At 64.2% G+C, this 24,690-nt stretch carries 26 protein-coding genes; 18 read left to right on the top strand and 8 right to left on the bottom strand.

Features of this window, described 5'->3' with window-relative positions:
* Positions 1-50: 50 nt before the first annotated feature.
* The gene (locus F7R11_RS18855) at positions 51-689 is read left to right on the top strand and encodes a LysE family translocator (RefSeq protein WP_064808794.1); all 639 of its coding nucleotides are present in this window, start codon (positions 51-53) and stop codon (positions 687-689) included.
* A gap of 28 nt (positions 690-717) precedes the next feature.
* Here the strand turns inward: F7R11_RS18855 and F7R11_RS18850 are convergent, their stop codons facing one another.
* On the bottom strand, positions 718-1,611 hold the full coding sequence (locus F7R11_RS18850) for a LysR family transcriptional regulator (RefSeq protein WP_064808797.1): 894 nt from the start codon (positions 1,609-1,611) through the stop codon (positions 718-720).
* An 85-nt stretch (positions 1,612-1,696) separates the two neighbouring features.
* On the opposite strand from F7R11_RS18850, the gene F7R11_RS18845 reads away from it, so the two are divergent.
* From F7R11_RS18845 to F7R11_RS18825, 5 genes are all read left to right on the top strand, one after another.
* Positions 1,697-2,473 carry an NAD(P)H-dependent oxidoreductase gene (locus tag F7R11_RS18845; protein ID WP_064808798.1) on the top strand — a complete coding sequence of 259 codons (777 nt, stop codon included), beginning with the start codon at positions 1,697-1,699 and terminating at the stop codon, positions 2,471-2,473.
* A 102-nt stretch (positions 2,474-2,575) separates the two neighbouring features.
* A complete protein-coding gene (locus tag F7R11_RS18840) occupies positions 2,576-3,361 on the top strand; it encodes a sulfite exporter TauE/SafE family protein (protein WP_064808799.1) in 786 nt (261 codons plus the stop codon).
* Positions 3,362-3,398: 37 nt separating this feature from the next.
* Complete coding sequence (locus F7R11_RS18835) at positions 3,399-3,794, top strand: carboxymuconolactone decarboxylase family protein (RefSeq protein WP_064808806.1); 396 nt, start codon at positions 3,399-3,401, stop codon at positions 3,792-3,794.
* Positions 3,795-3,936: 142 nt separating this feature from the next.
* Positions 3,937-4,752 carry an alpha/beta fold hydrolase gene (locus F7R11_RS18830; protein WP_064808808.1) on the top strand — a complete coding sequence of 272 codons (816 nt, stop codon included), beginning with the start codon at positions 3,937-3,939 and terminating at the stop codon, positions 4,750-4,752.
* Between the two features lie 6 nt (positions 4,753-4,758).
* Entirely contained in the window at positions 4,759-5,304 is a 546-nt protein-coding gene (locus F7R11_RS18825; RefSeq protein ID WP_064808810.1) for a cysteine hydrolase family protein, read from the top strand.
* 149 nt (positions 5,305-5,453) lie between these two features.
* On the opposite strand, the gene F7R11_RS18820 is transcribed toward F7R11_RS18825, so the two are convergent.
* Positions 5,454-5,966 (bottom strand): acyl-CoA thioesterase, encoded by a 513-nt coding sequence (locus tag F7R11_RS18820; RefSeq protein WP_021193017.1) that lies wholly within the window; start codon positions 5,964-5,966, stop codon positions 5,454-5,456.
* A 124-nt stretch (positions 5,967-6,090) separates the two neighbouring features.
* On the opposite strand from F7R11_RS18820, the gene F7R11_RS18815 reads away from it, so the two are divergent.
* From F7R11_RS18815 to F7R11_RS18770, 10 genes are all read left to right on the top strand, one after another.
* Positions 6,091-6,561 carry a DUF2946 family protein gene (locus tag F7R11_RS18815; RefSeq protein ID WP_249042861.1) on the top strand — a complete coding sequence of 157 codons (471 nt, stop codon included), beginning with the start codon at positions 6,091-6,093 and terminating at the stop codon, positions 6,559-6,561.
* Positions 6,562-6,680: 119 nt separating this feature from the next.
* A complete protein-coding gene (locus F7R11_RS18810; RefSeq protein ID WP_231973334.1) occupies positions 6,681-7,034 on the top strand; it encodes a hypothetical protein in 354 nt (117 codons plus the stop codon).
* Positions 7,035-7,044: 10 nt separating this feature from the next.
* Complete coding sequence (locus tag F7R11_RS18805; RefSeq protein WP_064808814.1) at positions 7,045-8,451, top strand: TolC family protein; 1,407 nt, start codon at positions 7,045-7,047, stop codon at positions 8,449-8,451.
* Between the two features lie 2 nt (positions 8,452-8,453).
* Positions 8,454-9,761: a multicopper oxidase family protein gene (locus tag F7R11_RS18800; protein ID WP_064808816.1), complete on the top strand. Its 1,308-nt coding sequence runs from the start codon at positions 8,454-8,456 to the stop codon at positions 9,759-9,761.
* Positions 9,762-9,797: 36 nt separating this feature from the next.
* Positions 9,798-10,295 (top strand): cupredoxin domain-containing protein, encoded by a 498-nt coding sequence (locus F7R11_RS18795; RefSeq protein WP_064808818.1) that lies wholly within the window; start codon positions 9,798-9,800, stop codon positions 10,293-10,295.
* 34 nt (positions 10,296-10,329) lie between these two features.
* Positions 10,330-10,656, top strand: coding sequence for a copper-binding protein (locus F7R11_RS18790; protein WP_064808819.1), 327 nt, complete (start codon positions 10,330-10,332; stop codon positions 10,654-10,656).
* Positions 10,657-11,077: 421 nt separating this feature from the next.
* Positions 11,078-12,148, top strand: a complete 1,071-nt coding sequence (locus F7R11_RS18785; protein WP_231973336.1) for a glycosyltransferase family 90 protein — start codon at positions 11,078-11,080, stop codon at positions 12,146-12,148.
* 125 nt (positions 12,149-12,273) lie between these two features.
* Positions 12,274-13,077: a phytanoyl-CoA dioxygenase family protein gene (locus tag F7R11_RS18780; RefSeq protein ID WP_064808821.1), complete on the top strand. Its 804-nt coding sequence runs from the start codon at positions 12,274-12,276 to the stop codon at positions 13,075-13,077.
* A 219-nt stretch (positions 13,078-13,296) separates the two neighbouring features.
* On the top strand, positions 13,297-13,746 hold the full coding sequence (locus tag F7R11_RS18775; RefSeq protein WP_064808824.1) for a DUF2141 domain-containing protein: 450 nt from the start codon (positions 13,297-13,299) through the stop codon (positions 13,744-13,746).
* 19 nt (positions 13,747-13,765) lie between these two features.
* Positions 13,766-15,298, top strand: a complete 1,533-nt coding sequence (locus F7R11_RS18770; RefSeq protein ID WP_064808826.1) for a carotenoid oxygenase family protein — start codon at positions 13,766-13,768, stop codon at positions 15,296-15,298.
* A gap of 16 nt (positions 15,299-15,314) precedes the next feature.
* Here F7R11_RS18770 and F7R11_RS18765 read toward each other — a convergent pair whose 3' ends face one another.
* Positions 15,315-16,886 carry a M20/M25/M40 family metallo-hydrolase gene (locus F7R11_RS18765; protein WP_231973338.1) on the bottom strand — a complete coding sequence of 524 codons (1,572 nt, stop codon included), beginning with the start codon at positions 16,884-16,886 and terminating at the stop codon, positions 15,315-15,317.
* A 124-nt stretch (positions 16,887-17,010) separates the two neighbouring features.
* Here F7R11_RS18765 and F7R11_RS18760 point away from each other — a divergent pair, with 124 nt between their 5' ends.
* The gene (locus F7R11_RS18760; RefSeq protein WP_031328772.1) at positions 17,011-17,922 is read left to right on the top strand and encodes a LysR family transcriptional regulator; all 912 of its coding nucleotides are present in this window, start codon (positions 17,011-17,013) and stop codon (positions 17,920-17,922) included.
* Between the two features lie 9 nt (positions 17,923-17,931).
* On the opposite strand, the gene F7R11_RS18755 is transcribed toward F7R11_RS18760, so the two are convergent.
* From F7R11_RS18755 to F7R11_RS18740, 4 genes are read right to left on the bottom strand one after another with little or no spacing between them, the layout of a single operon-like run.
* Positions 17,932-19,413: an AMP nucleosidase gene (locus F7R11_RS18755; protein WP_021193005.1), complete on the bottom strand. Its 1,482-nt coding sequence runs from the start codon at positions 19,411-19,413 to the stop codon at positions 17,932-17,934.
* A 58-nt stretch (positions 19,414-19,471) separates the two neighbouring features.
* Positions 19,472-20,233 carry an amino acid ABC transporter permease gene (locus F7R11_RS18750; protein WP_064809125.1) on the bottom strand — a complete coding sequence of 254 codons (762 nt, stop codon included), beginning with the start codon at positions 20,231-20,233 and terminating at the stop codon, positions 19,472-19,474.
* Positions 20,230-20,943 carry an amino acid ABC transporter permease gene (locus F7R11_RS18745; protein WP_080981235.1) on the bottom strand — a complete coding sequence of 238 codons (714 nt, stop codon included), beginning with the start codon at positions 20,941-20,943 and terminating at the stop codon, positions 20,230-20,232. The genes F7R11_RS18750 and F7R11_RS18745 overlap by 4 nt, the downstream gene beginning before the upstream one ends.
* A gap of 53 nt (positions 20,944-20,996) precedes the next feature.
* Positions 20,997-21,884, bottom strand: a complete 888-nt coding sequence (locus F7R11_RS18740; protein WP_031328770.1) for an ABC transporter substrate-binding protein — start codon at positions 21,882-21,884, stop codon at positions 20,997-20,999.
* Between the two features lie 326 nt (positions 21,885-22,210).
* On the opposite strand from F7R11_RS18740, the gene F7R11_RS18735 reads away from it, so the two are divergent.
* Positions 22,211-23,866 carry a GGDEF domain-containing protein gene (locus F7R11_RS18735; protein ID WP_064809126.1) on the top strand — a complete coding sequence of 552 codons (1,656 nt, stop codon included), beginning with the start codon at positions 22,211-22,213 and terminating at the stop codon, positions 23,864-23,866.
* A gap of 54 nt (positions 23,867-23,920) precedes the next feature.
* Here the strand turns inward: F7R11_RS18735 and F7R11_RS18730 are convergent, their stop codons facing one another.
* Positions 23,921-24,676 carry a hypothetical protein gene (locus tag F7R11_RS18730; protein WP_064808828.1) on the bottom strand — a complete coding sequence of 252 codons (756 nt, stop codon included), beginning with the start codon at positions 24,674-24,676 and terminating at the stop codon, positions 23,921-23,923.
* Positions 24,677-24,690: the final 14 nt, after the last annotated feature.

The following is a 24,690-nucleotide window of genomic DNA, read 5'->3' as shown; positions in this document are numbered from 1 at the left end:
GTGCGAGAATTCGGCACCCCAAGTTGCGCATGACCAACCAGGAGACCCCGATGACCGCCTCTGCTGCTGTATTCGCCATTCTCGTTGCGCTGCTGCTTGGGGCGATGATCCCGGGGCCGAGCTTTGTGCTGGTGGCGCGCAACGCCATCGGGTTGTCGCGTCGCGATGGCCTGGCCACTGCGCTGGGGATGGGCGCGGGTGCGCTCTTCTTTGGCGGTCTGGCGCTGGCCGGGCTCTACACGTTGCTGCAAGCTGTCGAGTGGCTCTATATCGGCCTGAAGATGGCCGGTGGCGCTTACCTGATCTATATGGCGTGGAAGATCTGGCGCGGTGCCAAGCATCCCATCGCCATGGACGAGCGCGTTGCCCCGCAGGCCGGCAGCGCGCGCAAGTCGTTCTGGACGGGCATCACCACGCAGATGAGCAACCCCAAGACGGCGATCTGGTACGGCAGTATCTTTGCTGCGCTGCTGCCGCAGCATCCGCCAGTGTGGTGCTATTTCGTATTGCCGCCGCTGGTGTTCCTGGTGGAGTTCGGCTGGTACACGATCGTCGCGCTGTGCTTTTCGAGCCGCGTGCCGCGCGAGATGTATCTGCGCGCCAAGGCCTGGGTAGACCGCGTGGCCGCCGTTGCGATTGCCACGCTTGGGCTGCGCTTGATCCTGACGGCGCCGAAGGCCGGACTGTAACGCTCCGTCTGAGTGGCCCCGGGGCGGATTACACCGCTCTCGCCACGGTCTCCCGCAGCCACTGATGCGCCGGGTCTCGATGCACCCGCTCGTGCCACAGCATCGACATCTCATACCCGGGCACTTCCACCGGTGGCTCGACCACCTGTAGTGCGCTGACACCGCGCACGAGCCGCTCGGGCAGCATCGCCACCATGTTGGTGCTGGCCACCGCCGTCATCACAAACAGGAAGTGCGGCACCGACAGCACCACGCGTCGCGTGGCACCGGCAGCCTTGAGCGCTTCGTCCGTTACGCCGAAGAACCCGCCGCCATCAGGTGACACGATCACATGGTCGAGCGCGCAGAACTGCGCCAATGTCGGCTTGCGCTTGAGGCGCGGGTGCCCCGCACGGCCGATCAAGACATAACGCTCGGTGAACAACGCGCGGCGGCGCAGGCCGGGTGGCGCGCCGTCGGTGGTGTGGAAGGCGAGGTCGATCTCGCCGTGCTCGGCCTGCTTTTCAATGCGCGGTGGCACCAGTTCGAGAATGGCCAGCCGTGTGCCCGGTGCAGCGTCGCGCAGGGTGTTGAGCGCTGGCAGCACGATGGTCGATTCACCGTAGTCGGTAGCGGCCACGCGCCAGGTGTTGGTGGCGTGCGCCGGATCAAACGGGCTGGCGGGCGCAACGGCCTGCTCCAACGCCTCCAGTGCTTGCCGCAGTGGTTCGCGCAGTGCCTCTGCGCGAGCGGTCGGGCGCATGCCGCGCGGGCCGGGCAGCAGCAACGGGTCTCCCAAGATGTCGCGCAGCTTGGCCAGATGCACGCTCACGGAGGGCTGCGAGAAGTTCAACCGTTCTGCCGCGCGCGTGACATTGTGCTCGGTCAGCAGCACGTCCAACGTCACCAGCAGGTTGAGGTCCAGCCGTCTGAGATTATTCATGGCTATGCCTGGAATATGGATTATTCATTTCCAATATACCTTGGTGGCCACCATGCTTGAGCCTTCTCAGATTGGAGTTGCTGCCATGAATGTCCTGATCGTCTACGCCCACCCCGAACCCAAATCACTCAACGGTGCCCTCAAGGACTTCGCCGTTCAGCGCCTGGAAGCCGCCGGTCACGAGGTGCAGGTGTCGGACCTGTACGCCATGCGGTGGAAGGCCCCGCTCGACGCAGGCGACAGCACCGTTGCGCCGATCGGCCAGCACTTTCACCCGTCGTTGGACTCCAAGCACGCGTTTGAGAACGGCCTGCAGACGGCTGATATTGCCGCAGAGCAAGCCAAGCTGCAGTGGGCTGATGCCGTGATCCTGCAGTTCCCGCTCTGGTGGTTCTCCATGCCGGCCATCCTCAAGGGTTGGGTTGAGCGCGTGTATGCGTACGGATTCGCCTACGGCGTGGGCGAGCACTCCGATACGCATTGGGGCGATCGCTATGGCGAGGGCACACTCGCTGGCAAGCGCGCCATGCTGATCGTCACCACGGGCGGCTGGGAGTCGCACTACGGCCCACGTGGCATCAATGGTCCGATCGACGATGTGTTGTTCCCGATCCAGCACGGCATCCTGCATTACCCCGGCTTTGATGTGTTGCCGCCATTCGTCACCCACCGCGCCGGCCGCATGGACGACGCACGCTTTGCGCAGACCACCCTGGCGCTTGGCGACCGGCTCGATACGCTGTTCACTATCGATCCGATCCCATTCCGCCAGCAGAACGCGGGCGACTACGAGATCCCAGCCCTCACGCTGCGCGCAGAGATCGCGCCCGACAAATCCGGCTTTGCCGCGCACATCGCTTGAGACGCTGACGCTACAATTTCCCGCTCGACCTTCCGGCGGCGCGCTGTGTTCATCACGGCGCGCCGCCGTGTTTGCTTTTCTCCTCCTCCTTTCCTTGCGCGCATGACGTCCCACGCTGTTCTCATCGGCCTGTTCAACCTGCTGCTCGGTATGGGCCTGGGTGTGGCGGGCGGGCTGCTGGGCATTGGCGGGGGGCTGATCGCTATTCCCGTGCTCGGCTATCTGTACGGCATGGACCAACATCTGGCGCAGGGCACCGCGCTGGTGATGATTGCGCCCAATGTGCTGATCGGCTTCCTGCGGTATCACCAGCGGCATCCGGTGCATCTGCGCTCGGTGGCGTTGATCTGCGTGTTCTCGATGGCGGCAACGTATGTGGCGGCGCGCTTCGCAGCGGGGCTGGATGCGCACCATCTGCACACCGCGTTTGCGGTGTTCCTGATCGCACTGGCGGTGTACTTTGCTTCGCAACTCAAGAACAAGCCGGACGCGGCCAAGGATGCTGAGCACGCTCCTCCACGCACCATGCCAGCCGCGGCCATGCCGCTGATGGGGATCGCCAGCGGGGCGATGTCGGGCATCTTTACCGTGGGCGGCGGGCTGGTGGTTGTGCCGGCACTGGTGACTTTCTTCGGCATGCCGCAGACGCGCGCACAGGGGATGGCGCTGGCACTGGTGGTGCCAGGCACGCTGATCGCGCTGGCAACGTATGCACACGCGGGCCATGTGAACTGGGGCACGGGTATTCCGCTGGCGGTAGGCGGCATGATCAGCGTGTCGTGGGGTGTGACGCTCGCGCACAGGTTTTCGCCGTTGCGCTTGCGGCTGACGTTCTGCGCAGTGCTGCTGGGTACCGCGTTGATGATGTTGCTGGTCAAGCCAGCATGATCGGCCTGCAACGGGTTTTCGGAACGGAGGAGGGGTCGTGGCAGAACAGGACAAGGAAGCCGGGCGCGCACGCCGCGCACAGGTGATGGGCGATGCGTTTGTGGAGCGGGCGATGAGCGGGCTCGATGCTTTCTCCGCGCCACTGCAGGATTGGCTCAATGAACACGCCTGGGGCAGCACATGGCAGCGCGACGGCATCGACCTCAAGACACGCAGCCTGTGCACGTGCGCCATGCTGGCTGCACTGGGCCGCAGCACTGAGCTCAAGGGCCACGTGCGCGGCGCCATCAATAACGGCGCAACGGCCGTGGAGATTCGCGAAGTGCTGCTGCACAGCGCCATCTATGCGGGTGCTCCGGCAGCCATCGAGGCATTCCGCTGCGCGCATGAGGTTCTCAACGAATTGGGCGTGCGCATCGAAGACGGCCGCTAGTGTTAACGCGCTTAACACAACTTGCGTGACGAGAATGGCCTCCCTATGCTCGCGAAATCCTGCTGGCGGCAATGTTCTACTCGTGGTTCAAGCAGCAAGCAGTTTGCGGCGCAGGGATACGGCACCTGACAGGGAGGCTGATGTGGACTTCACCGACGACGACCTCACGCGTTTTGCCGCGCAAGGTGCAGTGCCTTTGCCGGCGGCAGCCGAGCAAGGCCATGTGGCGCATGACGGCGCCAGCATCTGGTACGCAACGTTTGGCACCGGCACACCGGTGATCTTGCTGCACGGCGGGCTCGGCCACGGCGGCAACTGGGGGTATCAGGTGCCGGCGTTGGTGGCTGCGGGCTATCGTGCGCTTCTCATCGACAGCCGCGGGCACGGTCGCAGCACGCGCGATGCACGGCCTTACACGTACGAGCGCATGGCCGCGGACGTGCGCGCCGTCATGGATGCGTTAGGCATGGAGCGAGCTGCTTTCGTCGGCTGGAGCGATGGTGCCTGCATTGCACTCACGCTCGCCATGCAAGCGCCCGAGCGTGTGGCTGGCGTGTTTTTCTTCGGCTGCAATATGGACCCGAGCGGTGCCAAGCCTTTCCAGCCGACGCCGACGATCGACCGCTGCTTCAGCCGCCACCGGCAGGACTATGCTGCGCTGTCCGCCACACCTGACGACTTCGACGCGTTCGTTGCTGCCGTCACCGAGATGATGCAGACACAGCCGAACGCCACGGCCGATGAACTGGCTGCGATTCGCGTGCCCGTGACCATTGCGCAGAGCGCGCACGACGAGTTCATCCAGCCCGAGCACGCGCAGTATCTGGCGCAGACGATTCCTGGCGCGCGGTTTGTGATGCTGCCGGGTGTGAGCCATTTCGCGCCGTTGCAGCGCCCCGAGTTGTTCAATGAAGCGGTGCTGGCCTTTCTGGGGCCACGCTCTCAACAACAGACATAGAACCGTATGATGACCGCCTTGATTGTGATCGACGTGCAGACCGGCTTGTTCACGCCGCCGCCTGCGCAGGCCGAACGTGTTCTGGCCGCCATCAATCAACTGATTGCCCGTGCGCGTGAAGAGCATGTGCCGGTGATCTTCGTGCAGCACGAGACGGCAAACGATGAGCTGCCCTACGGCTCGCCGGCATGGAGCCTTGTCGAAACATTGCAGGCTCGCCCCAACGATCCGGTGATCCGCAAGACGACACCGAATTCGTTTCTGCGCACAGGGTTGGCGGCATTGCTTGCGAGCCTCGGTGTCGAGCACCTGATCGTCTGCGGATACGCCACCGAGTTCTGTGTGGACACCACCATTCGCCAGGCTGCCGCGCTGGGTTATGCCATCACGTTAGCGGCCGATGCGCATACGACGCATGACAAGCCGCACGCCAGCGGTGAACTGATTCGGCGCCACCACAACGCGACGCTGTCGTCGATTGAGAGCTTCGGGGTGCCGATCGTGGCCCAGTCTACCGAGGCGATCGTGTCGGCAGGGCTTGCGCACGCTTGATATGCGTTTGCGCAAGCGTGATCAGTCGCCATGATTTATCCACAGAAACAGTGGGTAAGCCTGTGGATAACGATGGGAGTGCCCGGCGCCATGCGGTTTGCAGTGCATTGCTGACTGCGTAGGCAGACGCGCGTGGTGCCGATGTTGTCTTAGCTGACTGTGTCCGATGTGCCCGGCGTACCGTACGCGGCCTTGATGGCCTTGTGGCGCGCTTCCATTTCCTGGCGCAGCGCACGACGCTGCTGGGCCGCTTCAAAGCGCTCCTTCTCTTCCGCATTGGCGGGCGTGAGCGGTGGCACGTCGGCGGGTTTGCCGTCATCGTCCACCGCCACCATCGTGAAGTAACAGCTATTGGTATGGCGCACGACCTGGTTGCGGATGTTCTCCGTCACCACCTTGATGCCGATCTCCATGGACGTACGGCCCGTGTAGTTGACCGACGCGAGGAATGTCACCAGTTCGCCCACGTGGATCGGCTGGCGAAACACCACCTGATCGACCGACAGCGTGACGACGTAGCGGCCGGCATAGCGGCTGGCGCATGCATACGCCACCTGATCGAGCAGCTTGAGGATGTGGCCGCCGTGCACGTTGCCGGAGAAATTGGCCATGTCGGGCGTCATCAGCACGGTCATGCTGAGCTGGTGGGATTGCGTATTCATGGGGCGTTGAAACTGGAAAAAAATGGGGAAATGCGGCGCGCAGAAACGGGTACGCTGTGGCGTGCCATTGTGCCGCGCCGGGGCCATTTTGTGCGCTGTCTTGTCCGCCGCTGGGCAAAAATTGATGGCATCGCGCTACACTACCCGCTTTCGTGGCCGCCTTTCTGGTCGACATTTCTCTTCCATGCATCGCTTGCTGACTCGCCTCCTGCTCTGGCTGGTTGTCCTGGCGCTCCCCCTGCAGGGGATGGCCGCGACGACCATGATGGCGCGCGCCGGCGTGATGGACGAGGCGACCGTTGCCATGGCAATGCCTGCGCACGACAGCGCCGCTATGGCAGATGCCTGCCACGAACACGAAGAGGCGATGGCCGCCGATGGCGACGCAAAAGCGCCCACGCAATCGCCCACACAATCGCACTGCAAGACTTGCCCGATCTGCGCGGCCTGTTCGCTCGGTTCGGTCATCCCCCTGGCCGCCAGCCTTGGCGTGCCGCTGCTCAAGTTGCCGGCCGATGCGCCGCGCGAGCTCTCCACCGCCTTCCACAGCTTCATTCCCGAAGCGCTGCAACGCCCACCCTCGATTCGCGTTTGACGCCACCAGTCCGTCCATAGAACGGATCTGGCCTTTGGTTTCACGGCACCGTGCACGAGTGCGCGGCCGTGCGTCATTACGCTTGATCGAGGTTTCTCATGTTTCTCACACGATGGTTCATGGCCACAGCACCGCTGCTGGCATGGACGGCACTCGCGTCGCCATGGGTATTGGCACAGGGTGCGGCTTCTGCGCCGGCTACGGCTCCACCTGACCCACTGAATGCGGAGGCGGTGGTACCTGCCGTGTCCGCACCCCGCACGTTCGATAGCTATCACGCATACCGCGACGCTGGCCCCGCGCCGTGGCGCGAGACCAATGCGGCTGTCAACCCAAAGCCGGGCGCTGCTTCCGGGCACGACGCACATGGCGCTCACGCTGGGCCTGCAGGGCATGCAATGCCCGCGAGCGAGCCCGTGGTCTCCCCAGTCAAGCCTGCCGGCGACGCCATGCCCGGCATGCATCACCACTGAGGAGGCCGCCATGTTGAATCACTCCACACGTCGCCTTGTACCAGGTGCGCTGGGCGCGCTGGCTGCGGTGCTGCTGCTGGGCGGCTGCGCCACCGTCACACAGGACAGCGGCTTCAAGACCGTTGCGGATGTCGCTCGCGACCGGCTCGGCAAGGACGCCACCTGGCAGCGCTCACCCGAAGCCCGCGACAGCGCCGCCCAGCGCACGCGCGAACTGCTGGCTCAGCCGGTGACGATGGACAGCGCCGTGCAGATCGCGCTACTGAACAACCGTGGGCTGCAGGCGTCGTACGCGGAGCTTGGCCTGTCCGAAGCGGCGCTCGTGCAGGCCAGCCGCTTGCCGAATCCGGGCTTCAGCTTCAAGCGCACGCGCAGCGGCGATGACTTGTCGATCGAGCGCACGTTCTCGCTGTCGTTCCTGAGCCTGCTGACGCTGCCGGTGGCCGCGCGTATCGAAGGGCGCTACTTCGAGCAGACCAAGCTGCTGGTCGCCAACCAGATGCTGCAGGTCGTGGCCGATACGCGCCGTGCGTACGTCAACGCCGTGGCGGCGGAGCAGTCTGCGCGTTACGCCGAGCAGGTCCAGCAAGCGGCAGAAGCCGGTGCCGAATTTGCAAAGCGTCTGGCCGCGGCTGGCAACTTCAGCAAGCTCGACCGCGCGCGCGAACAGGCCTTCTATGCCGAAGCCACCGCCAACCTCGCGCGCATGCGCCAACAAGCCCAAGCCGAGCGCGAAGCGCTCATCCGCCAGCTCGGCGTGTGGGGCGTGGACACAGGCTTCAAGTTGCCCGAGCGTCTGCCCGACCTGCCGAAGGAGCGTCCGGAACTCCAGCAGATCGAGGCCTATGCGCTACGCAACCGGCTCGACATCCAGGCCGGCAAGCTGCAGGTCGATGGTCTGGCCTCGTCACTGGGGCTGACGCAAGCCACGCGCTTCATCAACGTGCTGGATCTCGGCTACGTGCGCAATAGCAAGACTGGCGAGCCGCGCGAGACGGGCTACGAAATCGGCATCGAGATCCCCTTGTTCGACTGGGGTGGTGCCCGCGTGGCGCGTGCGCAGGCGATCTACATGCAGGCTGCTGATCAACTCGCCGACACGGCCGTGCGGGCACGCTCCGAGGTGCGTGAGTCGTACGTGCGTTACCAGACCGCGTACGACCTGACACGCCACTACCGCGACGAGGTGGTGCCGGTACGCAAGACCATCTCCGACGAGATGCTGCTGCGCTACAACGGCATGCTCGTGAGCGTGTTCGAGCTGCTGGCCGATGCACGCGAGCAGGTCAATGCCGTCAATGGCTACATCGACGCGCTGCGCGGCTATTGGATCGCTCAGACCGATCTGCAGATGGCGCTGGGCGGCAAGCTCCCGCCGGTCGAGGCCGACGCCTCCTCTCAACCCCAAGGACACTGAAGATGGTTTCCCGACGTCAATTTCTCGGCAGTCTTAGTGGCACGGGCGCGGCCATGCTGGGCGCGGCGATGGTCTCGCGCGCCGGCGCCGCCTCGCTGCCTGAAGCGCCGCTGCAATCGAAGCCCGCCACGCAGCCGCCGCTTGCGCCGCCCAACGGCCGGCCCTACAACCCCGTTGTTACGCTCAACGGCTGGACGCTGCCCTGGCGCATGCGCGGCGGCTGGAAGGAATTCCACCTCGTGGCCGAACCCGTCGAGCGCGAATTCGCCCCCGGCATGACAGGCCACCTGTGGGGCTACAACGGCCAGAGCCCTGGCCCCACGATCGAATGCGTGGAAGGCGACCGCGTGCGCATCTTCGTCACCAATAAGCTGCCCGAGCACACCACCGTGCACTGGCACGGCATGATTCTGCCCGCTGGCATGGACGGCGTGGGTGGCCTGTCGCAGCCGCACATCCCGCCGGGCAAGACCTTCGTCTACGAGTTCGAGATGAAGAAGTCCGGCACCTTCATGTACCACCCGCATTCCGACGAGATGGTGCAGATGGCGATGGGCATGATGGGCTTTATCGTCGTGCACCCGAAAGACCCGGCGCTGCATCGCGTGGACCGCGACTTCGTCTTCCTGCTTGCCGCGTACGACATCGACCCGGGCTCGTACACGCCGCGCGTGGCCGAGATGACCGACTTCAACATGTGGACGTGGAACAGCCGCGTCTTCCCCGGCATTGACCCGCTGCCTGTGCGCCTGGGTGACCGCGTGCGTATCCGCATGGGCAACCTCACGATGACGAATCACCCGATGCACGTGCACGGCCACACGTTTGAAGTGGCCGGCACCGATGGCGGCTGGGTCCCGCCCAGCGCGCGCTGGCCGGAGGTGACAACCGACATCGCCGTCGGCCAGATGCGTGCCATCGAGTTCATTGCCGACAACCCGGGCGACTGGGCCTTCCACTGCCACAAGTCGCATCACACGATGAACGCCATGGGGCACAACGTGCCGACCATGATTGGCGTGCAGCAGAAAGACCTCGCCAAGAAGATGCGCAACCTGGTGCCCGACTACATGGGCATGGGCGAGGCCGGCATGGCCGACATGGGCGAGATGGAAATGCCGCTGCCCGACAACACGCTGCCGATGATGACCGGCCAAGGCCCGTTCGGCGCCATCGAGATGGGCGGCATGTTCACGGTGATGAAGGTGCGTCGCGACCTGCCGCGCAACAGCTACGCCGACCCCGGTTGGTACAAGCACCCCAAAGGCACCGTCGCCTACGAATACACCGGCAACGGCATCGATGAATGAGCGACAACTGAACCGCATCCGAATACGAGACCACACATGCAACGCAATCTGATCCGTTCCACCTTCCTGGCCGCGCTCCTCTCAATGGCGGCCCTTGCGCACGCATCCGGCAATCATGCCGGGGGCCATGACCACGGCGATGCCGCCATCGGCGAGCTGGGCGACGCCGCGCGGGTCACGCGCACCGTGCGCGTCGACATGGCCGACACCATGCGCTTCACCCCTGCGCAGATCACCGTGCAGCGCGGCGAGACGATCCGCCTCCAGGTCATCAACAGCGGTCGCGTGCGGCACGAGATGACGCTTGGCTCGCCGGCCGACCTGATCGCCCACGCCGAGCAGATGCGCAAACACCCCGAGATGGAGCATGCCGACGCCAACGCTGTCACTGTGGACCCCGGCCAGACTGGCGAGATCGTCTGGCGCTTCACGCAGGCCGGTACGGTCGAGTTTGGTTGCCTACAGCCAGGGCATTTCGAAGCCGGCATGCGTGGTGCCGTACAGGTGCAGCAGGCACGTGCCAGCAAGTCCTGATCGCGCTCTATCTCTTGCTTATAAGGAGTCCAACATGTCGTTTCGTCATGCCCTGATGCTGGTTGCGCTGCTGGCCGGTGCCCCATTTGCCAACGCCGCGGATGACGCTGCGCCTGCACCGGCTGCTGTTGCGGCAGCCGCACCGCTGTCTGAAGGCGAGGTCAAGAAAGTTGATACCGCCGCCGGCAAGTTGACCATCAAGCACGGCCCGCTGGTCAATCTCGACATGGAGTCGATGACCATGGTCTTTCGCGTTCAGGACCCGGCCATGCTTAGCAAGGTGCAGGTTGGCAGCAAGGTCCGCTTTACCGCCGAGAAGGTGGGCGGTGCGCTGATGGTGACAGCGCTGGAAGTGCAGTAATCGGGCGATGGGGAGGCTGGGCTGGTCGGCAGAGATGGCCCAGGCCTCCTGCCCGGTTGTGCGGCGCAAACCGCATCCCCGAGGTGATTGACCGACCACCTGCTGAAACTGGATGCGCAGCCGGCCCTGCGCACGGGTGTCGAAGTGTGACGTCATGGCAACAGTCACTGGACCGTGGATTGGGCCCGGTGCTGGCGCGGGCGACATTGCCCCAAGAAACAGAAGGCGCTGCAAGCGACTTACGGTAGAGTAAGGCCCGCCGCAGACGCGAATGGCGACTGGCGCTGAAACGCTGCCTGATGGGGAGCGCGATCAGTGGCGCGGCGCGTCAGTGGAATATAAAAAGTGGCTCATGTGCCACGTGTAGTCATGCGTGAGTTGGCGACTTCCACTCGAAAACAACGTCCTGCCATCACACCTGTTGAAGAAGCGCGTCGGCGCGCTTCATCTTTGGGAACCATCTCCGCAATTGCTTGTTTGCTTCATGCCGCATTTCAAATATCGCCTGAGCCGGGTCTCCGCAAAAAAGTTCTGGTACTACTTCTCGAATGCATCGAGTCATTTTCTGGCTCGCGCGACCAAGCACGGAAGAGCTGAGGCGTTTCTGAAGAGAAAAGGTCATCACTGCAGCCGTCAGGATGTGCTGGATCGCCTGAATTACTACAACTCCATTTCGGAAACATTCGGTCCAAGCGGAAATGCAGTTGAATATTCCAACTTCCTGTTGGAGTCCTCAACGAGCACCATTCAGAGAAAAGATCGGAATATCGGTAGCACGTATTTTTATGATCTGGTCGATCTGATGGACTATTTTGGTCCGGGCTACAACTTCGACTATGACTGCGGAGATGTAATCACCGAGCCGACCGCTCCCGCTTTCGTAAAAAGCCGTCCAATCAAAAATTCTTCCCACAACGGGATTCTTTTGAAGCTGGATGCAATCCGGCATTTTTCCTTTGCGCGTGACAACATTGATTTTGCTGATAAAAAATCAATGGCGGTTTTCAGAGGGCCGTGTCATCAGGAGCATCGCCAGGCGTTTGTTGAACGGTGCCATGACTTGCCGAACGTTGATATCGGTGATATTCGAAAATCCGTGCAGGGCAAGGCGTTCTACAAGGCGCCGATGACGATTGCTGAACAGTTGCAATACAAGTACATCGTCAGCGTTGAAGGGAATGATGTTGCCACCAATCTGAAATGGATCATGTCATCCAATTCGTTGTGCTTCATGCGGCGGCCCCGGTATGAGACGTGGTTTATGGAGGGGAGGCTGATTCCCGATGTGCACTATGTCCTGCTGAAGGATGATTTCTCCGATCTCCAGGAGAAAATGGAGCATTACCAAAAATTCCCGGGAGATGCGCTGAGGATCATTCGCAACGCCAACCAGTGGGTGGCGCAGTTCCTGAACCGCGACCAGGAGCGCCTGCTCGGTTTGATGGTCATCGCGAAGTATTTCCGTCTGTCGGGTCAACAGGCCTTCTGGTAAGGCGCGGCCGGGTCGACGCGTATAACGTTTGATCCAGGGCAGGGTTGGCGTAAGGGTTGATCGGCAGGCAGTGCGGCGGCGCGCTACACTCTTTCTCTTTCGCCGTCTCCGTACCATTCCCTGCCATGACCGCGTCTGTCGACACGCGCACCGCTGCGCCCACTTCCGCGCAATCGCTTTCCCCCGAGCAACAGGCATTTTTCAACGAGCACGGCTACCTCGTCCTGCGTGGTCTGGCCAGTCAGCATGAGTGCGCCACATTGCTGGCGGCCGCCCAGGATGCGCTGGCGCGCGCCATCCCGCCCGTAGAACTGGAAACTGACGTCGGCTATGCCGGTGCGCCCACCTCGCGCGAGTCAGAGGGCGGCCACACCGTGCGCCGCCTGCTCGACGCCGATTCGCGCGGCACGCCTTACACAGAATGGGCACGCGATCCGCGCGTAGCCGGGCCGATCGCCCAACTGATTGGCGGCCCCGTGCATCTCTCGCTTGCGCACCACAACTGCGTGATGACCAAGCACCCGGCCTTCGGCACGGCCACGCACTGGCATCGCGACAGCCGCTATTGGTCGTTTGCGCGCAATGCGCTGGTGTCGTCGTGGCTGGCGCTGGTGGAAGAGACCGTCGACAACGGCTGCTTGTGGGTCATTCCCGGTAGCCACACGCTTGAATTGCCCGCCGAGCGTTTCGACGCCAAGCTGTTCCTGCGCCAGGAGCTGCCCGAGAACCGGGATCTGATCGACACCGCGCGCCCCGTGCCGCTGCTGCCCGGCGACGTACTGCTCTTCCATTGCAACACCTTCCACGCAGCACGTGCCAACCAGACCGGCACGGTCAAGTTCTCCGCGGTCTTCACGTACTACGGCCCTGACAACTACCCACTACCGGGCACGCGGTCGTCTGCGCGGCAGGATCCACTGGTTGGTTGATCAGAACGCCCGCCGTGCAGCGGGCGTTTTTTCATGTACGTTCCTGCGCTTGCTGCGGGTGCGCAAATCCTGGGATGCCCCATTCATCGCACGCGAGTGACCGTTTGCACCCAGCAGCCTGCACTTCGTCGCACCGCGGGCGACGCCCCCCTGGCATGTTCCTAGACTGCCTCCTGACCGCCGGAGCCCAATCCGGCCATGCCAATTCAGGAGACTTCCATGACCGCAGATTTCTCGGTGCCGATGATGTCCCGCGCGGGCGCCGCCTTGTTGTTGATGCTGGCCGCAGCTGGCGCATCCGCCGCCACGCTCACCGTTGTCGTTGAAGGCGCGCAGGGTCGCCAGGGCGCGGTGCGCGCTGCGATGTTTCGCGATGCCGCTGGCTGGCTCAAGCCCGATACCGCCGTCCGCGCAGACATTGCCGTGCTCGACAGCGTGTCCGGCAACAGCGTCACCTTCGTCTATCCGGATCTGCCGGCGGGGCGCTACGCGCTGTCGGTTTTTCATGACGTCAACAACGACGGCAAGCTCGGCACCAATCCGGCCGGCATTCCCGTCGAGCCCTACGGCTTCAGCCGCGACGCAAAAGGCCGCTTCGGCGCGCCGTCCTTTGACGATGCTGCGATCGACGTACAAGCCGACCAGCGTGTGACGATCCACCTGCACTGACATTGAACCGGGGCTTGCCATGCAACGCCGATCGTTTGTTGGGGCTGCTCTGGCGGCCTTGGGTGCCGCACCGTTTGGGCTGACGCTGCAAGACGTGATGGCGGCCAGCATGGACCCGTGGGCCGCAGGGTTTGCCGCCGCCCGCGCGCAGTACCCGTGGCTGGCGGGTTACCAGGGCGCCAGCACGGACATGCCAACCAGCGCGCTCAAGGTGGAGGGCACGTTCCCGCTCGCCCTGCGAGGTGCGTTCTACCGCAACGGCCCCGCGCGGCACGAGATTGGTGGGGTGCGCTACCACCACCTGTTCGACGGCGACGGCATGATCCAGCGCTACGACATCAGCGAGCAGGGTGTCACGCATCGCGGCGTGTTCGTGCGCACCGACAAGTTTGTCGCCGACACTGCCGCCGGTAAGCCGCTGCGCGCGACCTTCGGCACCGCCAACCCCGACATGGAGCCCGTCAGTACGCCCGACAGCATCAACGTGGCCAATACCAGCCTCGTGATGCACGGCAATGAGATGCTCGCGCTGTGGGAAGGCGGTTCGGCCACGCGCGTCGATCCGGATTCGCTGCGCACGCTGGGTGTGCAGACCTGGCGCGACGACTACAAGGGCATGCCGTTCTCGGCCCATCCCAAGGTGGAGCCCGATGGCACGCTGTGGAACTTTGGCGTGAGCAGCGCGGCGGGTCTGCTGACGGTGTACTGCGTGGGCGCGGATGGTGCGCTCAAGCGTGTGCAATCGGTCAAGGTGCCCGATGTGGCGATGGTGCATGACTTTGCCGTGACGCAGCACCATCTGGTGTTCCTGCTGCCGTCGTTCATCTATGACGTGGAGCGTTCGCGTGAGGGGATGTCGTTTCTCGACGCGCACGTGTGGCGACCTGAGCTTGGCATGCGCGCGCTCGTGCTCGACAAGAACGACGTCACACGCATGCGCTGGCTGCAGCTGCCTGCTGGCTTTGTGTTCCACCTCGGCAATGCGTGGTCGTCACCAGATGGGCAGGAAATCCACCTGGACTACGTACGCTCGGACGACGCCACCATCGTCACCACCACGTTGCGTGAACTGATGCGCGGGCAGATTCGCCCAGCACCCGGCGCGCGTCTGACGCAACTGCATCTGAACTTGCGCACAGGCCGTGCTGACCAGGTCGTGACGGAGCACGTGGCGGAGTTCCCGAAAGTCGATACGCGCCGTACGGCCTTGCGCCATCGTGCATTGTTTACCGTGGCCCACACGGCGCCGTCCGGCAATGCGCAGGCGCTGCATGGGTTCGACACGATCATGCGTTTCGATTCGGATTCAGGGCAGGCACAGCAGTACCGCTTCGGGCACCGCGTGATGGTGGAAGAGCACCTGTTTGTGCCGGCCTCGACCAGTGCGCGTGAGGGTGAGGGCTGGCTGATCGGTACCGTGTTTGATGTGGATGCCGGTCGCACCAAGCTGACGGCGTTCGATGCGCGCAACTTGTCTGCAGGGCCGGTAGCCGTGGCAAGCCTGAACGGCGTGGCGCCGCTCGGCCTGCACGGGCTGTTTTGCGCGGCTTAGCCGGTGTGCGTGGTCATCAAAGCGGGTGGGTCAGCAGGCTGTAGATCGTGCGTACGCCGCTCACGTAGTTGCCCATGCGCAGGTTCTCGTTGGCAGCGTGCTGGTTGTTGTCGGCATTGACCAGCGGAATGATCACAAAGGGCACTTGCAGCACATGCACGATTTCTGCGGTGGGCACCGTCCCACCCATCATGCGGATGCGCACGGGCGCAGGGTTGGTGCCAAAGCTGTCGGTCAGCGACTGGTAGGCCCACTTGCCCACCACGGAGTCGATCGGTGAGCCGGCGGCGTCTGCGCCCTCGCTCTGATACGAGAAGCTGGCGAGCTTGTCGTAGCGGCTGCGCTCTTCGTCGGTCGGTGCGTCCTTCACGAGGTGATAGCCCTGCCGCACGATGTGCTGTTCGATCAGCTTGCCGAGGTAGGCCGCGCTGGAGTCCGGCGTGGTGCGCAGGTCCAGCTCAGCGACAGCCTTGTCGGGCACGATGTTCGCCACCTTGTCGCCCACGGCGGCGGAGGCCATGCCGCGCACGTTCAATGACGGGTACTGCATGGCCTCCTGGTAGTTGGCCCCGACCTTGTCTGCGTGGGCAATGCCCAGGCGCCGGTTGAGCGCGGCCTCGTCGTCGGGTACGGCCGCCATGATCTTGCGATCGGCTTCGCTGATCTTGACGTGGTCGTAGTAGCCCGGCACGGTCACCCGGCCCTGGTCGTTCTTCATCGACGCCAGCAGGCTGGCCAGTTGCTGCGCCGGGTTGCGGGCGTAGTTGCCGTAGTGCCCACTGTGCAGCGGCACCTTGCCGCCATAGACGGTGAGTCTGGCTTCGGCCGCGCCACGGTTGCCGAACACCAGTGTCGGCAGGTTGCTCGCGTGCATGGGGCCGTCGTGGATCACGATGGCATCGGTGCGCAGGAGATCGCGGTTTGCCTGCATGACCTGACTGATCGAGGGCGAACCTTTTTCTTCCTCGCTGTCGAGGATCACCTTGACGTTGACCGCCGGCCGGTCACCACTGGCCTTCAGCGCGTCGATGGCGGCCAGCATCATCATGATCGGGCCCTTGTCGTCGGCAGACGAGCGGCCGAACACCCGCCACTCGGGGTCGAGCGGGCCGCTAAAGAGCTGGGCCGAGTCGATCTCTTCCCAGCCGCCCTGTGCGGTCTTGCGCTTGAGCACCGGCGTCCATGGACTCTTTTGCGCCCACTGTGCGGGGATCACCGGCTGGCCGTCGAGGTGCATGTAGAACAACACGGTCTTGCGCTTGGGATCGCTGTCCGGCAGTTCCGCATAGAGCATCGGTTTGCCGGCATTTGCCAACTGCTTTGTCGTGAAACCCCGATTGCGGAAGGCCCGCTCCAGCCAATCGGCGTTCTTGCGGATGTCCTCCGGAGCAATGGCATCGTTGGGTAGAGACAGCAGGTCGAAGTATTCGCGGTAGGTTGCCTGCGCGCGGTGCTCGGCGTCTGCCGTCGAGAGTTCGGCGGCGCCAGCCAGCCCGGCGGCGCCGAGCACAAGGGCGGGGAGCAAGGCCAGCAGCCGGTGCTGATTCTGGGACGTGGGCGTATGGCGGACTGTGCAGTGGCGGGGCATGTGGTACCTCGGCTGGTCAATGTTCGGTGGCAGTCTGGGTAGGCGCGACCTTTTTGACAATCGAAATTTTTTCGGGATACCTTTGCGTTTTACGCAAAGCTCGGCATTCCTGCCGACATCGCCCATGACGCCCCATCGCCTGCAGGAAACATCCTTGCGCTATTTCCTTGAAGTCGTTCGCAGTGGTTCGCTGACGGATGCGGCGGCGCGTCTGCATGTCAGTGCGTCAGCCATCAGCCGGCAAGTGGCGATGCTCGAAGAACTGCTGGGTGTGCCGTTGTTCGAGCGTCAGCCGCGCGGCATGCGGCCCAGCGCAGCGGGCGAACTGCTCGCCGCGCACGCGCTGCGCGAGGCGCTGGAGGCCGAGCGCGTGGTCTCCGATATTCAGGGCTTGCAAGGGCTGCAACGCGGGCGGGTGCGCCTTGCCTGCTCCGATGGTTTTGCGATCGAGTTTGTGCCGCGCGTCATCGCGGCGTTTCGTGAGCAGCATCCGGGCATCCAGTTTGACCTTCGGGCCGAGGAGCCCATGCGCGTAACGGAGGCGGTGCTGCGTGGCGATGCGGACATCGGCTTGACCTATAGCCGCGCAGCCGTTCAGGGCATTCGTGTGGAGTATCAGCAGCGTGCCACGGTGTTCGCCATCATGCGGCCTGACCACGCGCTGGCGAAGTTCTCCAGCGTGACACTGGCGCAGATGCATCCGTTTCCGATTGCGCTCTCGGGGCCAGACAACACGGTGCGCCAACTCTTTGACATGAGCTGCAGCGACCGTGGCTTGGTGTTCGAGCCGGTGTTGATCAGTAACCGTTTCGACGGGCTGTTGAGTTTCGTGCAGCACGGGGGTGGATTGGCCATCGCGGGGGAGATCACGGTGCGCGACCGTGTCCAGCGTGGCGAGTTGCATGCCGCAGAGATTCGCGAGCGCGGCATGCGGGGGCGGGCGGTTGAACTCCAGACACTGGCTGGCCGCACTTTGCCCGAGGTGGTGCGGGCCTTTCTGGACTTCCTGCGCCAGGCGTTGCCGGCGCAGGACTAGTGCCAGGGCTTATCGGAACGCCGGTTCGTCAAAGCTGCGCAGCTTGCGCGAGTGCAGCGCCTCAACGCCGTTCTCGCGCAGCAGCCGCACGGTTTCCATGCCGATGGCCAAATGCTGGCTCACGCGCTGACGGTAGAACAGGTTGGCCATGCCGCGCAGCTTCAGCTCGCCGTGCAGCGGCTTGTCCGACACGCACAGCAGGGTGCCGTACGGCACGCGCAGGCGGAAGCCGTTGGCGGCAATCGTGGCGCTTTCCATGTCGATGGCAATCGCGCGCGACTGGTTGAAGCGGCTGTACAACGCCTGGTACTTCAGCTCCCAGTTGCGGTCATCCGTGGAGACCACCGTGCCGGTGCGCATGCGCGATTTCATGTCGGCGCCGGACAGCCCGGTGATGCGCGCGACGGATTCCTGCAGCGCCACCTGAATCTCAGCGATGGGCGGCACTGGCACCCACGGCGGCAGGTCCTGGTCGAGCACGTGGTCGTCGCGCACATAGGCGTGGGCCAGCACGTAATCGCCCAGTTGCTGCGAGCGGCGCAGGCCGCCGCAGTGGCCGATCATCATCCAGCAATGCGGGCGCAGCACGGCCAGGTGGTCGGTGATGGTCTTGGCGTTGGACGGGCCCACGCCAATGTTGACCAGCGTCACGCCCAGGCGGTCTTCGCGCACAAGGTGGTAGGCGGGCATCTGCGGCAGGCCCTTGATGCGGTGCGCATCGTCGGGCGCCGGGGTGCCAAGTTCGTGCACCGTGTCGCCGGGTTCGACAAAGCGGATGTAGCCCTCGTCGTTGCCGTCTTCCATCAGCTTGCGGCCGAGCGCGGCAAACTCATCGACGTAGCGCTGGTAGTTGGTGAACAGCACGAAGCGCTGGAAGTGCTTCGGGTGCGTGGCGGTGTAGTGGTACAGGCGCTGCAGGGCCAGGTCGACGCGCTCGGCGGTAAACATCGACAGCGGCTGCGGCTCGTCCCCCTCGGGGCGGAAGGTGCCGTTGGCGATGGAGTCGTCGATCTGCGCGAGGTCGGGCAACGTGAACGCGCCACCCAGTGCGCGCGCCTGTTCGGGCGTGATGTCCACGGTGGAGGCTTCCACCACGAACGGCAGCGGAATCGGCCGGTTGCTCACGCCGACTACCACCGGGCTGTTGTGATAGTGCAGCAGGCGCTCGATCTGCGTGCGGTAGTACTCGCGGAAGAGATCCGGCCGCGTCAGCGTGGTGCCGTACACCCCCGGATACGCCACCGTGCCCCAGGCCGGCCGCGCATCGCTCACCAGCGTTTTCGGGTCGACGGTGATGCCGAGGTACGGGTAGCAGGCGGAGCCGTCTTCGCTACAGTCTTCACCGCGGGCGAAGGCGAGGAAGCGATCGCGAATCGTCTGCGCGGAGCGCTCGTAAATGGCGGTAATGCGCTCGACAGCGGTGTTGGCGTCGGTGCAGATCGCCAGGTCGTGCGCGGGATAGAGATGGGCGGTGGCGCGGGTATCGGTCATGTTTCGATGATACCGGCGTTTTGTGAACGCAAGATAGCCACTTACCTACGCAACTGCGCTACGTCACCGCATCTGCAACGGGGCGGGCTCGCCAGCGCAGGAAGCGCTTCCAGGTCGACATTTCCGCCTGCGGCGTGGAGGTTGCACGCAACCAATTGGGCAGTGCCTCAATTCCGCTGCACAGCAGGAAGTACAGCACGGCAACCGCGCCGAACACTTCGGCCGGGTACGCCACCGTGCGGCTGTTGACCTGGCCTGCGGCGGTGGACAGTTCCACCACGCCCACGATGTACGCCAGCGACGTGTCCTTGACCGTCGACACCCATTGATTGGCCAACGACGGCAGCATGATGCGCCACGCTTGCGGCAGCACGATCGTCAGCAGCGCCTGTGTAGGCCGCATGCCCAGTGCCAGTGCCGCATTGCGCTGTCCGGCGCCTACTGCACGCAGGCCGGCTTCCATGCTCTGCGCGATGTAGGCGGCGCCCACGGCGGCCAGCGCGGTCACCACCGTGGCGGTTTCTGGCACCGCCACGCCCATCGCCATCGGGATCAGGAAGTACGCCCAGAACATCAGCATCAGCACGGGGATGGCACGCAGCGTTGCCAACATGCCGCGCAGGGCGCGCGCCAGCCAGCGCAGGTTCGGCATGGCTTCCAGGCGATCCAGTAACACTGCACAGCCAACGCCCACCACTGTTGCGGCCACGCAGGCCAGCAGCGCCATCCACACGGTGAGTGCGGCCCCCGACAGTGGCCCGTTCGGATACGGGCCGACCAGCAGATACCGCAGGTGCAGGAGGATGGCTTCTGCCGTCATGCCGCGGCTCCAATCGGCCCAGCCGCCGAAGCGGCCACCCACCCCAGTCGCCGCAGCACCAGCGGCGCTGCCCACTGCAGCAGCAGGATCACCACCGCATACAGCACGGTTGCCACAGCAAAGGCCTGGAAGGCGAGCAGCGTGTCGGTTTCGACCTGCCGCGCGCTGTAGGAGAGTTCTGCCAGCCCGATGCCCATGGCCAGCGAGGTGTTCTTGATGGTGTTGGCGCATTGCCCCAGCAACGGCAGCGCCGATACGCGCAGCGCCTGCGGCAGCACCACGCGCAAAAAGGCCGCTCGCGGTGTGAAGCCGAGCGACAAGGCGGCCTCACGCTGGCCGCGCGGCACCGCCCGGATGCCGGCGCGCAGTTCTTCCGAGAAGAAGGCACCGGCATACAGCGCAATGCCAAATGCCGCCGCTAGGAATTCAAACGACGGTGCCGGCAGCCGCCAGCCACCCAGTGCGATGCCGTTCCAGCCCGTAATGGCGCCGACCACGTTCTCGCCCAGCAACTGCGCGGCCCCGAAATACCAGAAGAACAGCTGCACCAGCAGCGGCGTCTTGCGCAGAAAGCCAACCAGCCCGCGCGCCGGTACGGTCAGCCACGGTTGGCTGCTGGCGCGCAGTGCGGTCAGCAGCAGGCCAAGCGCCAGGCCACCGGCAATGGCGGCAGCCGACACCAGCAGCGTCATTCCAAAGCCCTCCAGCATCCAGCCGAGATAACGCGGCGGCAGGGGCTGGAGGAACGCCGGCAGGCTCAAGCTCACTTGGTGCTGCCAATCACGAAGTCACGCGGCAGCGGTGCGGTGCTCTTCGGGCCGAACCAGCGGTCATAGATGCGGGCGGCGGTGCCGTCTTTTTCCAGGCCCTGCAGGATCTGGTCGACCGTGGCGGTGAGTTGCGCCTCGCCCTTGGGCACGCCAACGCCCATGTATTCACGCGTCAGCACGAACGGCGAGATCTCCAGCTCGCTGCGATTGGGCAGTGTGGCCAGCAGCGCGCCGAGCTTGGCGCCGTCCTGCGCGAACGCCTGGATGGCACCGCTGCGCAGCGCCGTCAGTGCCAGGGGGGAGTCGTCATAGGCAATCACGCGGGCGTTGGGGTAACCCTCGCGCAGCGTGGTCTCCTGCGTGGTGCCCTTGTCCACACCCAGGCGGATGCCATCCTTCTTCAGATCATCCGGCTGCTTGAGGAAGCCCTTCTTGGCAATGAACTGCAGGCCGCTCGCAAAGTACGGCGTGCTGAAGTCGATCTGCTTCTTGCGCTCGTCGGTAATGGTGAAGTTGGCGGCAATCAGGTCGACCTTGCCCGAGGTGAGCAGCGGCACGCGGTTGGCCGGGTTGGTGGCGCGCAGTTCCAGCTTCACGCCCAGCTTCTTGGCGATTTCCTGTGCGTAGTCGACATCCAGGCCGACCGGCTGGCCGGTCTTGGCATCGGCATAACCGAACGGCGGGTTGGCATCGAACACGCCCACGCGCAGCACGCCGGCCTTCTTGATGTCGTCCAGACGATCGGCTCGGGCGGCCGGCGCGTGCAACACCGCCACCGCCAGCGCAGCCCCGATGACCACGCCTGCTGCCTGACGTGACGATTTGGCCAACCCCTGTGCCAACCCCTGCAACGAAAAACGCCCCGTAAATTCTGTTTGCATGACGACCCCTGAAGATTTTGAGGGGCCCAGCGTACGGTGGATGCTGCACCGCGCAAACGAATTCGTTGGCAGATCGATATGCGTGCTGCCCCGTTGTGGGGCAAGCGGCCCCATACGGTGCTTCAGTTTTCACATTTACCGCCGATAGCGCTTGACAGGTGATCGAGCGTGCACCAGGCGTTTACCCATCGCAGCGGCGCAGCCGATACACTGGCAAAAAAGAAAAACAGGCACAAACAGACGGGGGAGTTCAACGTGGATCAACCGGCTGGCGACAACCTCCGCCAGCATTCTCTCGGGCATTGTGGATGCTGGGAGCGCGGATCATGCTGATCGCCGCGCTGGCCTGTGCCGCCCTTGTTTCCATAGCGTTGATCGGCCTGTCATGGCCGCGCCGCGACGACGCGGAAGTCTCCGCGTTCATGCTGCTGGCGTTGGGCACCGCCTTGTGGAGCGGTGCGCGGCTGATGGAGGTGGTCACCTTCGACATGCCCGTGCGCGTGGGCTGGGCCAAGGTGGCTTACCTCGGGATCATGATGGTGCCGGCCGCCTGGCTGCGCCTGGTGCTTGGCCTCACGCGGCCCGAGCTGAATGCGTTGCCCGTCGTGCGCGTGGGCTGGGTGGTCGCGCTGCTGGTGGCCGCGGCCTTCCTGGGGCTGGTTGCCACCAACGAACTGCATCACCTGGTCTGGCTTGATGCGCGCTTTGTCGTCATTGACGGCGTGCAGCGGGCGGTCTTTGCCCATGGGCCGGTGTTCTGGGTTGGCACGGCTTACAACTACGTATTGTTGGCGATGAGCCTGGTGCTGCTGACGTTGCCCGCCAGCGAAACCGTCAACGCGCTGTATGCCCACGCCGCCACGCGTACGCAGGTGCGGCTGGCGCTTGTGGTGGGGCAATTGCTGCCGCTCGTGGCGCATCTGGCCTATCTGCAACGCTGGACGACGGCCCTGGGCGGTGACCTTACACCCGCCACCTTCGCCATCAGCACCGCGCTGCTCGGCTGGATCGTCTTACGCCCGCGCTTGCGCGATACCGCCGCCTACGCGCGCGGCAAGATCATCGAGGCCATGCGCGATGGCTGCATCGTATTGGCGCGCGATGGAACCATCGCCAGCATCAACGCTGCAGCGCGCTACCTGCTGCCGACCGCGCGGCTGCACGCATTGCCACCCGATGTGCTGAACGTGCCCAGCATCCTGCGCGAGTTTGAGCGCACGCGGCTGCCCAATCGCCACCAGGTCTGGCTGCATGACACGGGCCGCACGCTGGAGATCACGCTCGAAGGATTGATCGACGCGCGTGGCAGGCATACCGGCGTGTTCCTGCTGTTGCGCGACGTGACCGTCGAGCAGTTGCAGCGTGCCGGCATGGCCAGTGCGCAAGATGCGCTGCGTGGCGAGTTGCAACGTACGCAGGCCAAGCTCAGCCTGCTCGAGAACGACGTCAACCGTGACTCGCTCACGCATCTGTTCAACCGTCGCTTTTTCGAGACGCAGGCGCCGCGCCTGCTTGACCACGCGCGCCGCGACAGTCGCCCTGTCACGCTTGCGCTGTTCGACATCGATTGCTTCAAGCAATACAACGACACCTACGGCCACCTGCAGGGCGACGACTGCCTGCGCATGGTGGCCGACACGCTGGGCATGGCCTGCCGCCATCCCGACGATTTCATCGCCCGCGTGGGCGGCGAGGAATTCATCGCCATGCTGTTCGACCTCAGCCTGGACGACGCGCGCAGTGCCGTGGCGCGCGTGGTGGCCACGGTGGCCGAGCGGGCGCGTCCACATGCGGCTTCCGTCGTGGCGCCGTATGTCACGCTGTCAGCCGGCGCGGTAACGGTAACGCCGGATGGTGAGCGCCTGGACGCGCTGTTCGAGCACGCGGATACGGCGCTCTATGAAGCCAAGCGCAACGGGCGGAATACGTTGCGCTTTCATCATGCTGCGCCGGGGTTGCGCAGTGTTGTGGGTGGGGACTGACTTTATTGCAGCGTGCCGGCCCGTTTGGTGGGGCTCTTGGCCGACACGTGCTGCTTAGCTTCCCGCAGCAATGCGGCGCAGGCGTTCTGTCGCAGATTCACCAGCAGCCGGCGTAGCACCGCTGGCAATGCGGCGAGCTTCTTCCACCACTGCGGCACGGTCAATGGGCTTCTGGCTGATATCAGCCAGAGTCTGCGCGGCATCTGCCTCCACGCGCGCCTTGTCCGCAGCGCGATTCAGAGCGGCGAGTCCGCTCGACGTTCCGCCAGTGCCGGTACGCAGTTGGTTTAGCTCGGCTTGGTGCTGCTGTCGCAGATCTGCACGCTCCTGGTCGGCGCGGGCTTGCTCCAGATTGCGGATTGCGGCCTTGGCCTTCGCATCGAAATCGTTCAGGTTCTTCTCAACGGTGTCGAGAATCTCTTGCAGTGTATCGACCAACTGCTGTGCGTCTGATGCATCCTGCTTGACGCTAGGCAGGCGCGCTTGGTCGGCTTCCAGGCTGCTCGCAAATTCGTTGAGCGTGGCCTTGTCGATCTGCTTTGCTTCGAACTTGCCGATGAGGATGTCGGCGGCTTTCCTATCGTTCGCAATGCTGGTTTCGAGGTCCGACGCCGTTTTTTGCGCTGCATCGTTCTTGTGCTTGGCGTCAGCCAGCTTCAACGCAACCTCACGCAGCTTGTCCTGCAGGTTTTCCCGGTCGACCTGTGTGGCGGTTTCCGGGTCGAAAGATGCGATAGCTGTGGCGATCCGATCCCCGATAACGCCGACGTGTTTGGTGATGAGGGCAGCGGTGAGTTTCCAGCCAGACATGGTCAAGCTCCTTG

Source organism: Ralstonia insidiosa (genome assembly GCF_008801405.1).
In the GTDB taxonomy this organism is placed as follows: Bacteria; Pseudomonadota; Gammaproteobacteria; order Burkholderiales; family Burkholderiaceae; genus Ralstonia; species Ralstonia insidiosa.
The sequence above is the reverse complement of the archived record's forward strand: the minus strand, read 5'-3'. Positions and strand labels throughout refer to the sequence as shown.